The organism is Sphingomonas sp. FUKUSWIS1, from assembly GCF_000733135.1.
In the GTDB taxonomy this organism is placed as follows: Bacteria; Pseudomonadota; Alphaproteobacteria; order Sphingomonadales; family Sphingomonadaceae; genus Sphingomonas; species Sphingomonas aerolata.
Genome location: NZ_JPJC01000091.1, coordinates 47,646 through 61,372 on the forward strand (window position 1 = coordinate 47,646; position 13,727 = coordinate 61,372).

9 protein-coding genes are annotated in these 13,727 nt (G+C 66.5%); 7 read left to right on the forward strand and 2 right to left on the reverse strand.

The features are described 5' to 3' along the window. Positions 1-96: 96 nt before the first annotated feature. The gene (locus sphsw_RS06610; protein ID WP_031439911.1) at positions 97-1,389 is read left to right on the forward strand and encodes a hypothetical protein; all 1,293 of its coding nucleotides are present in this window, start codon (positions 97-99) and stop codon (positions 1,387-1,389) included. Between the two features lie 100 nt (positions 1,390-1,489). Here sphsw_RS06610 and sphsw_RS06615 read toward each other — a convergent pair whose 3' ends face one another. After that, positions 1,490-1,957, reverse strand: a complete 468-nt coding sequence (locus sphsw_RS06615) for an Lrp/AsnC family transcriptional regulator (protein WP_031393257.1) — start codon at positions 1,955-1,957, stop codon at positions 1,490-1,492. Positions 1,958-2,152: 195 nt separating this feature from the next. Here sphsw_RS06615 and sphsw_RS06620 point away from each other — a divergent pair, with 195 nt between their 5' ends. From sphsw_RS06620 to sphsw_RS06630, 3 genes are all read left to right on the forward strand, one after another. Next, the gene (locus tag sphsw_RS06620; protein ID WP_031439912.1) at positions 2,153-3,970 is read left to right on the forward strand and encodes a sensor histidine kinase; all 1,818 of its coding nucleotides are present in this window, start codon (positions 2,153-2,155) and stop codon (positions 3,968-3,970) included. A 74-nt stretch (positions 3,971-4,044) separates the two neighbouring features. Beyond that, positions 4,045-4,953 (forward strand): polysaccharide deacetylase family protein, encoded by a 909-nt coding sequence (locus sphsw_RS06625; protein ID WP_235188307.1) that lies wholly within the window; start codon positions 4,045-4,047, stop codon positions 4,951-4,953. Between the two features lie 44 nt (positions 4,954-4,997). Beyond that, entirely contained in the window at positions 4,998-5,516 is a 519-nt protein-coding gene (locus tag sphsw_RS06630) for a DNA-3-methyladenine glycosylase I (RefSeq protein WP_042466697.1), read from the forward strand. Between the two features lie 22 nt (positions 5,517-5,538). Here the strand turns inward: sphsw_RS06630 and sphsw_RS06635 are convergent, their stop codons facing one another. After that, entirely contained in the window at positions 5,539-5,808 is a 270-nt protein-coding gene (locus sphsw_RS06635) for a hypothetical protein (RefSeq protein WP_031439915.1), read from the reverse strand. Between the two features lie 131 nt (positions 5,809-5,939). On the opposite strand from sphsw_RS06635, the gene sphsw_RS06640 reads away from it, so the two are divergent. The 3 genes from sphsw_RS06640 to sphsw_RS06650 all read left to right on the forward strand — a co-directional run bounded on the left by sphsw_RS06640 (position 5,940) and on the right by sphsw_RS06650 (position 13,559). Beyond that, complete coding sequence (locus sphsw_RS06640; protein ID WP_031439916.1) at positions 5,940-8,156, forward strand: ribonuclease R family protein; 2,217 nt, start codon at positions 5,940-5,942, stop codon at positions 8,154-8,156. A gap of 71 nt (positions 8,157-8,227) precedes the next feature. After that, positions 8,228-10,051, forward strand: coding sequence for a translation elongation factor 4 (lepA, locus tag sphsw_RS06645; RefSeq protein ID WP_031439917.1), 1,824 nt, complete (start codon positions 8,228-8,230; stop codon positions 10,049-10,051). 109 nt (positions 10,052-10,160) lie between these two features. After that, entirely contained in the window at positions 10,161-13,559 is a 3,399-nt protein-coding gene (locus tag sphsw_RS06650) for a polysaccharide deacetylase family protein (RefSeq protein ID WP_031439918.1), read from the forward strand. Positions 13,560-13,727: the final 168 nt, after the last annotated feature.

Sequence of the window (13,727 nt, forward strand, 5' to 3'; positions counted from 1 at the left end):
GTCTTCACCCTGATTCCCGCTGCTTGCTTGAACGCAATCGGCCACACCCATATAGCGTCGCGCCAAGTCGCAGATACGCACGAGGAGAGTTCCCGCATGAAGACCATTTCGAAACTCGCACTGGCCGCGGTGCTCGCCACCGGGGTGAGCGGCATGGCACTTAGCGTTCCGGCCATGGCCAAGGACAAGAAGGAAGAGGCCAAGGGCGGTCTCAAGCTGAGCCCCGAGGTCCTGAAGGCCGCGCAGGTCGCACAGCCCGCGATCGCCGCGAAGGATTTCGCCACCGCAGAGCCCGCGCTCGCGCAGATCGACGCAGCCGCGAAGACCGACGACGACAAATATATCGGCGCTGCGCTGCGCTATGATCTGGAACAGCAGAAGCTGGCCGCCGCACAGGCCGCCAACCCCAATGCTCCGATCAACGAGACGGTCCTGGCGGGGCCGCTCGACGTGCTGATCGCCAATCCCAGCACGCCTGCCGACATGCGCGGGCGCTACACCTATCGTCGCGGCGCGCTCGCGTTCAACGGCAAGCAGTATCCGGTCGCGATCCAGTATTTCCAGAAGGCCAAGGCGCTCGGCTTCACCGATCCCAACCTCGACCTCCAGATCGTCAAGGCGAAGATGGAAAGCGGCGACGTGAAGAGCGGCCTCGCCGATCTCGACGCGTCGGTGACGGCATCGACCGCGGCCGGTCAGAAGGCACCCGAGGATTTCTATCGCTATGCGATCAGCAAGGCCAATGCCGCCAAGCTGAAGCCGGAGACCTTCGCCTGGCTGCAGAAATACGCGGTCGCCTATCCGTCGCCCAAGACGTGGCGCGACGTGATCGTGACGTTCGGCCTCCAGCAGAACGGCGTCGTCACGCTCGACGAGACGCAGAAGATCGACCTGTTCCGGCTGATGCGCCAGACCAAGTCGCTGGCCGATCAGAACGACTATCTTGAATATGCGGACAGCGTGAACCGTCGCGGTCTGCCGAGCGAGGCGCAGGCCGTGCTCAAGGAAGGCATGGCTGCGGGCAAGATCCCTGCGACCAACACCATGGCGAAGACCCTGCTGGCGGATACCGGCACGGCGATCCGCAACGACGGCCCCTTGTCCGGGCTCGAGAAGAAGGCCGCGAGCAACGCCGATGGCAAGCTGGCTGCCGGCACTGCTGACGCCTATCTGGGGCAGGATAACTACGCCAAGGCGATCGAACTCTATCGCCTCGCGCTCAGCAAGGGCGGTGTGAATGCCGACGACGTCAACCTGCATCTCGGCATCGCGCAGGCGAAGTCGGGCGACAAGGCTGGTGCGGCGACCTCGTTCGCGGCCGTGAAGACCACGCCGCGTCTGGAGACGGCGCAGCTCTGGACGGCCTGGATGAACGCTCCCGCCGCCTGAGCGGGTCGCAGAAATGGAAAAGGGGGCGGCAGCGATGCCGTCCCCTTTTTTTGTGCCCCGCGTCGGAGGGGTCGCCGCGGATGCGGCGTTGAGCTTGAGTCTAGTCGAGCGTGACGGGAATGCCGGACAGCGCCTTGGCGGTGCGGATCGTCAGCGAGGTCTTCACGCTGGCGACATTGGGGGCAGGGGTCAGGTGCGTGGTCAGGATTTCCTGGAAGCTCTTCAGGTCGGCGGCGACGATCTTCAGGATGAAGTCGATCTCGCCGTTGAGCATGTGGCACTCGCGGATCTCGGGGATGTCGGCGATGTGCGTTTCGAACGCGGCCAGGTCGTGCTCGGCCTGGCTGCGGAGGCTGACCATCGCGAAGACGGTGATCGGGAAGCCAAGGCGGCCGGCGTCGAGGTCGGCATGATAGCCGCGGATCGCGCCCGCTTCTTCCAGCGCTCGGACGCGGCGCAGGCATGGCGGCGCGGTCAGCCCGACCTGGTCTGCTAGGTCGACATTGGTCATCCGACCGTCGGCCTGCAGAAGCGACAGGATCTGACGATCGATCCGGTCAAAACTCATTACGTGTAACTCCCATGAAACGCGTCAAACACGGCGATCGACCCTCCATAGCGATAAGATTGTTGCGGCGAAACGCAATTGTCCCACATCGCCACGGCATAACCATGCACGCCAATTCTGTTGTTCCTTCCAAGGCCGCGTCGGGGTATGACACCTTGATGACGCAGGCGGTGCAGCGTCCATTCGGGGAACTCCGTGCGCTTCGACGACAGCCTGAAGACCGTGCTATCTGCCGACATGGCCACGGATTTCGGTGCTCAATCGGCGTGGCGTCAGATGGTCGACCTGATCGGACGCGGGCGTAGCCCGGCCGATGCTGAGTCGCTGGAACGGTTGCAGGCGCTGCGCAAGCTGGTCCCCGACACGGTTCGCGCGGCAAGCGCGCGCGCGCTGGCGTTCGCGAAGCCCGATGTCGCACTGGTAAGGTTTTTTGCCGAAGACACCTTGGCGATCGCCGCCCCCGTGTTGCGGACTGCGATGCTGCCTGCGGATGACTGGCTTGCTCTGCTGCCTCAGCTGACCCCGGCGGGCCGATCCGTCCTGCGGCATCGGCGAGATCTGCCCGAACCCGTCTGTCGCGGTCTTGAGAGTTTCGGGTCGACCGATTTCGTCCTCGCGCATCATCCGGCCCCATCCGACGTTGCTCCCGCGATCAACCCCGGCGCAGAGGTGCAGCTTTCTGTCGATGACGCGGTGCACGCACCTGCCGTCGAGGCTCCAGCGGAATCACCGTCCTGTCCGACCATGCCGCGCACCGCGTCGCCCTTTGTCACGCTCGGCGCGATCGCGCGCGGTCTGCCGGTCGTGGCCGAAGCGCTGCGCCACGTGGCGGTACCGGCGACCGACGCCGCGCCCGAGCCCGTCGCGAAGCCCGAGCGGTTCGAGATTTCCGACCTCGTCAAGCGAATCGACGCGTTCAATCGCGACCGGATCGTGCCTGACGCGACGGACTTTGCCGCGGAGGTTGCCGACAGCTTCCGCTACGAAACCGATCCGACGGGCGTGATCCGCTGGGTCGATGGTGTTTCGCGCACGGCGCTGGTTGGCGCCTCGCTGGCCTATGCCGCCGTTCAGGGTGAGGTTCAGATCGACGGAGTCGCGGCAGGCGCCTACCGGCGGCGCTCCGCCTTCGACGCGGCGCGGCTCCAGATTGGCGGTTTGTCGAGCGCTGCCGGTGCATGGCGTATTTCGGGTGTCCCGGCCTTCGATCCCGCATCGGGGCGGTTTACCGGGTTTCGCGGCACCGCGCGCCGGCCGCGCCGCGACGAGGTCGCGTCGCTCGGTGAGCCGTTGGCCGCGCCCAAGTCGCCGGTTTCCGATTCGTTGCGGCAACTGGTGCACGAGCTGCGCACGCCGACCAATGCGATTGCGGGCTTCGCCGAACTGATCGAGACCGAATTGCTCGGCCCGGTCCCTGCAACCTATCGCGAACGCGCGGCGATGATCCGCAGCCAGGCGTCCGAACTGCTGGCCGCGATCGAGGATCTGGATACCGCGGCACGGATTGAAGGCGATGCGCTCGAACTGCGCCCGACGATCGTGCCCGTCCTGCCGTTGCTCGACGGCGTGGTGCGTGACCTCGCACCGCTGGCGGCGTTGCGCGGCGCCCAGGTCGTCATCGATCCGTCGGCGGCCCATTGCGACATCGCCGGTGACGACCTTGCGGTCGAACGGCTGGTGGGGCGCCTGCTGGCGACTCTCGTATCGGCCTGCAGCGCGGACGAGATGCTGATGGTCGCGGTCCTGTGCTGCGGCGATACGGTGGCGCTGCGCTTCGATCGGCCTCGCGCGATGGCGGTGCACGACACGAACATCCTGCTGAGCATCGACAACGACCGCGGTCACGAGCGCGATGGCGCGCCGTTGCTGGGCACCGGATTTGCGCTGCGGCTGGCGCAGAATTTTGCGGTCGAACTGGGTGGGCACATGGCGTTCGAGTCCGAACACATCATCCTCACGCTACCCGCCGTTGCGGCCGAACGGATGGAGCGCGTTCTCGACCGGTTTCGGTGAACGACGCGCGGTACAGGCTGGCTTCACCGCCGGAGCCCATCGTCTGGCGGCCGGGTTTCGGACCGCGCTACACGGTGTTCGTCGATGTCGAGGAGCAGTTCGACTGGACCGCGCCGTTCGAGCGTACGCGACATTCGACGAGTGCGATGGCGGCATTCCCCAAGGCGCATGCGCGGTTCCGCGAGCAGGGCGTCGCGCTGACCTGTCTGGTCGATTATCCGATCGTCGACGATCCCGCCGCCGTCGAGATCCTGCGCGACGTGGTTGCCGATCGCCGGTCGGAGATCGGCGCGCAGTTGCACCCCTGGGTCAACCCGCCCTTTGGTGAGCCGCTGACGCCGGCGATGAGCTTTGCGGGCAATCTTCCCCAAGGCCTCGAAGCCGCGAAGCTCCGCTCTCTCACGAATGCGATCGCCACGGCGTTCGGTCGACGCCCGCGCGCGTATCGCGCCGGTCGCTACGGGGTTGGCCCGGACACGTTCGCGACACTCACGGCGCTCGGCTATCGCCTCGATAGCTCGGTCCGGCCCGGCTATGACTATTCAGCCGAGGGCGGGCCCGACTTTTCGTCGAGCGACCCGCGTCCCTGCCGCCGGGGCGCGCTCCTCAGCGTGCCATTGTCGACGCTGTATGTCGGCGCGCTGCGTGGTGGCGGCGCGGGACTGTACCGCGCGCTGGGGCGAGTGCCCTATGCGCGCGGTGTCGCGTCGCGACTGGGCCTGCTGTCGCGGGTCGCGTTGACGCCGGAGGATATGCCGATCGGCGTCGCGCTGGAGGCGGTGACGATCGCCGTGGGCGAGGGGGTCGAACTGCTCAACTTCGCGTTCCATTCGCCGTCGCTCGTCCCCGGCAATACGCCCTATGTTCGCGACGCCGCCGATCTGCGCACGTTCCATGCCTGGTGGTCGGCGATGCTGACCCGGCTCGACCGGCTGGGCGTGCGCAATGCGTCGCTCGACGACATCCTGGAGAATGCCCTGTGACGACGCACCCTTCGCGCTGTGGCTGGGCGGGGCATGATCCGCTGATGTGCGCCTATCACGACACCGACTGGGGCGTTCCCGAACGCGACGGACGCGCGCTCTGGGAGAAGCTGATGCTCGACGGTTTCCAGGCGGGACTTGCCTGGATCACCGTGTTGCGCAAGCGCGAGGCGTTTCGCGCCGCCTTTGCCGGGTTCGACCCGGAACAGGTCGCGCGCTTCGACGAGGCGGACATCGCCCGGCTGATGGGGAACGCCGGCATCATCCGGTCGCGGGCCAAGATCGAGTCGACGATCGGCGGCGCGCGTGCGGTCCTCGCGATGCGCGAGGCGGGTCTGGATTTCGCGACCTATTGCTGGTCGTTTACCGATGGCGCGGTGTTGCTCGGCGACGGTGCAAAGCTGGTCACGCAATCGGCATTGTCGGCCCAAATCGCAGCCGATCTCAAGAGTCGTGGGTTCAAGTTCGTCGGTCCGACGATCGTCTATGCCTGGATGCAGGCGGTAGGCATCGTCAACGACCATGAAGCGACGTGCTTCCGACGCGCGGAGCTCGGCGGCTAGAACGCGACAGCTCGGCGCGTGGTCAGAACGCGCGCCGGTGCTTTCCGCCATAGCGACGGCCGATATAGTCGCCGATATGCGCGACCTCGATCGCCGCTTCGCGCACTGCGCCGTTCTGGCAAGGCATCGGGTCGCTGGCCGGTTCGGCGGCGCGGCGCTGGACCGTGGCGCAAAGCTCCTCGATGTCGGCGCGCGACAGGATGTTCTTCTCGCGCAACAGGCAGATCAGGCTTTGCAGGATGACGAGGTTCTTGTCCTCGGGATCGGCTTCGAGCCGTAGCGGCGTCGTCACTGTCTCTCTCCTTATGTTTATCCGGAGATGATATGCTCATGAGGTTCAGGCGCAAGGATTGATTTTCGCCGTGTTGCAAAGGCTTGCCGGTAACGGGTGACGCATCGCCCAACGCACCCTATCTGGTGGGGATGTACAAACCGAAAGCCGGTCTTCCGACCCGCCAGCAGATCCTGGACTTCATCGCGTCGTCGGACGTCCCAGCGGGTAAACGCGAGATCGCAAAGGGCTTCGGCCTGAGTGCGCAGGACAAGATCGGACTGAAGGCGTTGCTGAAGGACATGGCGGACGAGGGGCTGATCGACAGCGCCCCCGGCCGCGCGTTCCACAAGATGGGCGGCGTGCCGAAGGTCACCGTGCTGCGGATCGCCGACGTCGACGATGCCGGCAATGTCTGGGCGGTCCCCGAGCGCTGGGAGGCCGAGGGCGTGCCACCGCCGCGGCTGCGCGTGCGCGAACGCAAGCGCGGTGCGCTGGGGGTCGGCGAGCGCATCCTCGCGCGGACCGAGGAGGCCGGCAATGGCTGGACCGCGCATCCGATGAAGGTACTTGCCCCCGCGTCCGAACAGGTGCTGGGCGTGCTGCGCGAGGAGGCGGGGCGGCTGTGGCTGACCGGCGTCGACAAGCGCGAGCGGCGTGAGTTCGCGGTTGCCGATGCCGGCGGCGCCGCGCCGGGCGATCTGGTGCTGGCCGAATTGGCCGGCAAGCCGCCGCGGATCGCCGCGCGGGTCGTCAACAAGCTGGGCGACCCGTTCGCCGCGCGCAGTTTCTCGCTTATCGCGATCCACAAGCACGGCAGCCCCGACGTGTTCGCGGTCGAGGCGATCGACGAGGCCAAGTGCGTCGCACAGCTCCCGCTCGGCGACGACCGTGAGGATCTGCGCCACCTGCCGATCGTCGCGATCGACCCGGAGGATGCGCGCGATCATGACGACGCGGTCTGGGCGCAGGCGGACGAGGATCCGGCCAATGCCGGCGGCTGGAAGGCGATCGTCGCGATCGCCGATGTCAGCTTCTACGTGCGGCCGAAGTCGGAGATCGACCGCGAGGCGCGACGTCGTGGCAATTCGGTCTATTTCCCCGACCGCGTCGTCCCGATGCTGCCCGAGATACTGTCGGCGGACGTCTGTTCGCTGAAGGAGGGCGAGGATCGGGCCGCGCTCGCCTGTCACCTCGTGATCGGCAAGGATGGGTCGCTCAAGTCGTGGCGCTTCACCCGCGCTGTGGTGCGGATCGCGGCGAACTTGGCTTATGAGGAGGCGCAGGCGGCGATCGACGGGACGCTGGCGCTCGACATGACGGAGACGGTGCTGAAGCCGCTCTGGGGATGCTGGGCGTCGCTGGCGAAGGCCCGCGATGCACGAGCGCCGCTCGACCTCGACCTGCCCGAGCGGCGGGTGGTGCTCGACGAGAAGGGGCGGATCATGTCGGTCGCACCGCGCGAGCGGCTCGATGCGCATCGGCTGATCGAGGATTACATGATCGCCGCAAACGTTGCCGCGGCCAAGGCGCTCGAGGGCAAGAAGGCGCCGGTCATGTACCGCGATCACGAGCCGCCGAGCCGCGAGAAGCTGGCAGCGCTGAAGGATTATCTCGAGACGTTCGGGGTGCCGTTCGCGCTGGGGCAGGTCATCCGTCCAGCGACGTTCAACCATGTGCTCGAGCGGATCGGTGACGCCGACTTCCGGCCGCAGGTGATGGAGCAGGTGCTGCGCACGCAGACCCAGGCCTATTACAGCCCCGCCAATCACGGGCATTTCGGGCTGGGGCTTGGCAGCTACGCCCACTTCACCTCGCCGATCCGCCGTTATGCCGATCTGATCGTGCATCGATCGCTCGTCGCGGCCTATGGCCTGGGGGCAGGCGGTCTGCCTGCCGAGGATGCAGCCGGGATGGAGGCAATCGGCGAGACGATCAGCCGGCTCGAACGCCGCGCGATGGAGGCCGAGCGCGACACGATCGACCGCTATGTCGCCTCGTTCCTCTCCGAACGCGTCGGCCAGATCATGGAAGTGCGGATTACCGGCGTCACCAATTTCGGATTCTTCGCGACGGTCGAGGGAATCGGCGGCGACGGACTGATGCCGGTGCGCGACCTTGGCGGCGAGTATTTCCGTTTCGACGAGGCGGCGCGGACGCTGGTCGGCGAGGACAGCGGCGACGTCTATGCGCAGGGGCAGATGCTCGACCTCAAGCTCGCCGAGGCGAACCCGGTATCGGGCGCGCTGCGCTTCGAAATGCCCGAGGGGAAGGGGGCCGCAGGACCGGCACGCGCGCGCAAGCCGGGCCGCGAGATCAAGCGGCGCGGGCGTCCGGCGAACATCCGGCACCAGGGAAAGCGACGCTGATTGTGATTCCCGTTGCCACGGATGATGCGGAAGCTTTGGCATAAGCCCGGCGAGGTGCTAACGGCGCGCGCATGACGACCGAATTGTCCCGCATCCGCAACTTCTCCATCATCGCGCATATCGACCATGGCAAGTCGACGCTCGCCGATCGACTGATCCAGCAAACCGGCGGCCTGACCGCGCGCGAAATGTCCGAGCAGGTGCTCGACAACATGGACATCGAGAAGGAACGCGGGATCACGATCAAGGCGCAGACCGTGCGCCTGGCTTACCGCGCGAAGGACGGCGAGGATTACGTCCTCAACCTGATGGACACGCCGGGGCATGTCGATTTCGCCTATGAGGTGAGCCGTAGCCTCGCCGCGTGCGAGGGCGCGCTGCTCGTGGTCGACGCGGCGCAGGGCGTCGAGGCGCAGACGCTCGCCAACGTCTATCAGTCGATCGAACATGATCACGAGATCGTGCCGGTCATCAACAAGATCGATCTTCCCGCCGCCGAACCCGAGAAGGTCCGCAAGGAAATCGAGGACGTGATCGGCATCGACGCGTCCGGCGCGGTGCTCGCATCGGCCAAGTCGGGCATCGGCATCGAGGACATCCTCGAGGCGATCGTCACGAAGATCCCGCCGCCCAAGGGCGATCCGGAGGCACCGCTGAAGGCCATGCTGGTCGACAGCTGGTACGATCCGTATCTCGGCGTCGTCATCCTCGTCCGCGTGATCGACGGCATCCTGAAAAAGGGCCAGCAGATCAAGTTCATGCAGACCGGCACGATGCATCTGGTCGACCGGGTCGGCTGTTTCCGCCCCAAGATCGAGCAGCTGACCGAACTCGGCACGGGTGAGATGGGCTTCATCACCGCGCAGATCAAAGAGGTCGCGCAGACGCGCGTCGGTGACACGATCACCGATGCGAAGCGGCCGGCGCTGGAAGCGCTGGCGGGCTTCAAGGAAGTCCAGCCGGTGGTGTTCTGCGGCATGTTCCCGGTCGATGCGGCCGAGTTCGAGAAGCTGCGCGAGTCGATCTCCAAGCTGCGCCTCAACGATGCGAGCTTCTCGTTCGAGATGGAGACGTCAGCGGCCTTGGGCTTCGGCTTCCGTTGCGGGTTCTTGGGCCTGCTCCATCTGGAGATCATCCAGGAGCGCCTGACGCGTGAGTATGACCTCGACCTCATCACCACCGCACCGTCGGTGGTCTACGAGATCGAGCTGACTCACCCCGATCCCGCGGGCACGACGCATATCGAGTTGCACAACCCCGCCGACATGCCCGAGCCCAACAAGATCGCGACGATCAGCGAGCCTTGGATCGAGGCCACGATCTACGTCCCCGACGAATATCTCGGCAGCGTCCTCAAGCTCTGCCAGGACCGCCGCGGGATCCAGAAGAACCTGACCTATGTCGGCGGCCGCGCGCAGGCGACCTACGAGCTGCCGCTCAACGAGGTCGTGTTCGATTTCTACGACCGGCTGAAGTCGATGTCGAAGGGCTATGCGAGCTTCGACTATCACCAGATCGGCTATCGCGAGGGCGACCTCGTCAAGATGGGCATCCTGGTCAACGAGGAGCCGGTCGACGCTCTGAGCATGATCGTCCACCGCGGCACCGCCGAGGTACGGGGTCGCGGCATGGTCGAGCGGCTGAAGGACCTGATCCCGCGTCACCTGTTCAAGATCCCGATCCAGGCAGCGATCGGCGGCAAGGTGATCGCACGCGAGACGATCAGCGCGATGCGCAAGGACGTGACCGCCAAATGCTATGGCGGCGATGCGAGCCGCAAGAAGAAGCTTCTGGAAAAGCAGAAGAAGGGAAAGCTGAAGATGCGCGAATATGGGTCGGTCAGCATCCCGCAGGAGGCATTCATCGCCGCGCTGCGGATGGGCGACGACTCCTGATCGGATGTTCTCTTTCAGGCTGACGTGACGGATTTGTCATCGTCCCGATTGGTCGCGGGCATGAATGGTGGTGCATGGCGCGCGATCCTGGGGTCGGATAGCGTTGGTCATGGCACTGCATCCTGTTTTCTACGACGCAAGCGGGCGGCGTCGTCGTCGTTTCGCATTGGGTGTCATCGCCTTCGTCGCGCTCGTTTTATTGTCGGTGGCGGTGTTCGCCGTGTCGATCGGCGCGGTCCCGGCGGCACCGTTGCTGCCGTTCGAGCCCGAGCATCCCGGGCTTCACCGCTTGCCCGCACCGCATAGCGGCGTGATCGGACGGGCGCAGCGCAGCATCGATTATTACGGCAAGGCACTGTTCGGCGGACCCACCGCGGGCGCCGGCAAGGCGGGTGCGAAGGGGGGCGTCGGACAGGCGCCGCGCGCGACCAACCCGCGGCTGGCCATCGCCTTCCACGTGCCCTGGGACGAATCGAGCGTGGCGAGCCTTGCCCGGCATGTCGAACAACTCGACTGGGTCATTCCCGGCTGGGTGTCGGTGACCGGGGCCGACCACCGGATCACCGTGTTCCGCGATGTCGCGGGCCGCGCGGTGCTCAATCGCGCGATCCACCGCCCGGTGATCCTGCCCATGGTTCAGAACGCCAAGGACGGCGACTGGGACGGCGCGGGCAGCGCCGCGCTGTTTGCGGATGTGACCGCCCGGCGCGCCTTTCTCGATCGGCTGGTCCCGTTCCTGGTGGCGAACCATGCAGGCGGCGCCTTCTTCGATTTCGAGAGCCTGCCCGCGGGGGCGCAGGCGAACTACCGCCTGTTCCTTGCCGAGGCGAAGGCGCGGTTCGCACCACGCGGCTGGGTCGTCGCGATCGCCGCGCCGGTCGGGAACGCCGACTGGAACATGCGTGCCTATGCGCGCGTGACCGACAAGATCTTCCTGATGGCCTATGACGAGCACGAGACGAGCGGCCCGGCCGGGCCAATCGCATCGCAGCGCTGGTTCGCGCGGTCGGTCGCGAATGCCGCGCGCGGCGTCCCCCCCTCAAAGCTGGTCGTCGCGTTCGGATCCTACGCCTATGACTGGCATGACCGTGGCGGCGATGCGCTGGGCGTCGAGGAGGCGTGGCAGGCGGCATCCGATTCGGGCACCGTCCCGACGTTCGACAAGGGCAGCGGCACCAGCAGCTTCGCCTATGCGGACGGCGGGACCCGGCATCAGGTCTGGCTGCTCGATGCGGCCAGCGCGTATAACGAGCTGGCCTTTCTGCAAAAGGCGGGGGTGCAAAGCTTTGCGCTGTGGCGACTGGGGTCGGAGGATCCGGCGCTCTGGTCGATCTTCGGGCGCGACCACCGCCGATTGCCCGATCCGCGTGCGATCAACACGACACCGGCCGGGACGAATGTCGATATCGAGGGCAATGGCGAGATCCTGAAGATCGGGTCGACGCCGGTGTCCGGGCTGCGTGATACTGTCGCGGCTGCCGACGGGACGATCGCGGACGTCCGCTTCACGCGCATGCCCTCGCCCTACGTCGTCCAGCGTACGGGCTACAGCCCGCGAGCGCTTGCGCTCACCTTCGACGATGGGCCGGACTCCGAATGGACGCCGCAGATCCTGGATATCCTTAAGCGAAAGCACGTGCCGGCGACATTCTTCGTGGTGGGCGAGAATGCGCTGACGCAGCGGAGCCTGCTCGAACGCATGGTGGCCGAAGGGCATGAGGTCGGCAGCCACACCTATACACACCCCAATCTGGCGACGGTATCGGGGCGCCAGGTCGGGTTCGAGCTCAACACGACGCAGCGGCTGTTCCAGGCGTTCACCGGGCGATCGCTCCGCCTGTTCCGCGCACCCTATTTCGGCGATGCCGAGCCGAGCACCGCGGACGAGATCAAGCCGGCACTCGAGGCGCAGCAGCGTGGCTATGTATCGGTAGGCCTGCACGTCGATCCCGACGACTGGAAGCGTCCGGGCACCGCTGCAATCATCGACCGCACGATCGCACAGGTCGTGGAAGGATCGCCCGAACGCAGCGCCAATATCATCCTCCTGCACGATGCGGGCGGCAACCGCGCGCAGACCGTCGCGGCGCTGCCGGTGATCATCGACCGGCTGCAGGCGATGGGCTATCACTTCGTGCCGGTCTCGGCGCTGGCCGGGCTGACGCGCGATGCGGCGATGCCGGTGATATCGTCGAGCGACCGGGTCGCGGCGGTCGCGGATCTTGCGCTGTTCAGCACGCTGGGTGGACTGGTAATCGGCCTGCGCTGGATCTTCGGGATCGCGATCACGATCGGCATCCTTCGCGCGCTCGCGCTGTCGGCGCTGGCACTGATCCAGGCACGCCGCGAATTGCGGACGGTGTTCCCGGCGATCGATCCGGCTCGATTCGTCACGGTGATGATCCCGGCGTTCAATGAGGAACGCGTGATCGTCCGCGCGGTCGAGGGCGTGCTGGCCTCGACCGACGTCGTGGTCGAGGTGATTGTGATCGATGACGGGTCGAGCGATGGCACGAGCCAGGCCGTCGCCACCGCCTTTGCCGGCGACGCGCGGGTGCGGCTCATGACTCTGGCGAACGGCGGCAAGGCGCGTGCGCTGAACCGCGGGCTGGCCGCGGCGCGGGGCGATATCGTGATCGCGCTCGACGCCGATACGCAGTTCGAGCCGCTGACGATCGCGCGGCTGGCGCGGTGGTTCGACGACCCGGCGCTGGGGGCGGTTGCGGGCAATGCGAAGGTCGGCAACCGGGTCAATCTGATCACCCGCTGGCAAGCGCTCGAATATATCACCGCCCAGAACCTCGAACGGCGCGCGCTCGCGCGGCTGAACGCGATGACGGTCGTGCCGGGCGCGGTCGGCGCGTGGCGACTGGCGGCAATTCGCGCGGTCGGCGGCTATCCCGATGATACGCTGGCCGAGGATCAGGATCTGACGATCGCGATCCAGCGCGCAGGGTGGACGGTCCAGTATGACCAGTTCGCGATCGCGTGGACCGAAGCCCCCGAGACGCTGCGCGCGCTTGCCAAGCAGCGGTTCCGCTGGGCGTTCGGGACGCTCCAGTGCCTGTGGAAGCACCGGTCGGCGATCGGCCGCAGCCAGCCGCGCGGGCTTGGCTGGGTCGGGCTGCCCCAGGCGATCGTGTTCCAGATCCTGCTGGCGGCGATCTCGCCGATCATCGACCTCGCGCTGCTCGTCAGTGTCGCGACGACCTACGTCGCGGTGTCGGCGCATGGCTGGGCACAGAGCAGCCATGATCTGCAGACCATGCTGACCTATTGGCTGGTCTTCACCGCGATCGACCTGCTCGCGGCGACGATCGCGTTCGCACTCGAGCGGCGCGAGCGGTGGAGGCTGCTCTGGCTGCTGATTCCGCAGCGGATCGGCTATCGCCAGGTCATGTACTATGTCGTGCTCAAGGCGCTCGCCCAGGCTTTGCGGGGGCCGATGGTCGGCTGGGGCAAGCTGGCCCGGACGGGGCGCGTGACGGCGCCCTCCGGGGCGGAATGAACCCCATGTCCGTTGTGGCGTTCAGCGGGCGGCATACTATAGCGCCGTGGTGATTGGCGGGCTCGAGGGGACATGATGAAGTATCCGGTATTGCTCGCCATGCTGGCCGTCGGCGGCGTCGCGACGGGCGCCGACGCCGCGCAGCGCGCGGCACCGCTCGTGCTGGCG

What these genes read in the sequence shown, in the direction of transcription:
- sphsw_RS06610 (WP_031439911.1), top strand. Translation starts at nt 97, where the DNA reads ATGAAGACCATTTCGAAACTCGCACTGGCCGCGGTGCTCGCCACCGGG.
- sphsw_RS06615 (WP_031393257.1), bottom strand. Translation starts at nt 1,957, where the DNA reads ATGAGTTTTGACCGGATCGATCGTCAGATCCTGTCGCTTCTGCAGGCC.
- sphsw_RS06630 (WP_042466697.1), top strand. Translation starts at nt 4,998, where the DNA reads ATGTGCGCCTATCACGACACCGACTGGGGCGTTCCCGAACGCGACGGA.
- sphsw_RS06640 (WP_031439916.1), top strand. Translation starts at nt 5,940, where the DNA reads ATGTACAAACCGAAAGCCGGTCTTCCGACCCGCCAGCAGATCCTGGAC.
- lepA (WP_031439917.1), top strand. Translation starts at nt 8,228, where the DNA reads ATGACGACCGAATTGTCCCGCATCCGCAACTTCTCCATCATCGCGCAT.
- sphsw_RS06650 (WP_031439918.1), top strand. Translation starts at nt 10,161, where the DNA reads ATGGCACTGCATCCTGTTTTCTACGACGCAAGCGGGCGGCGTCGTCGT.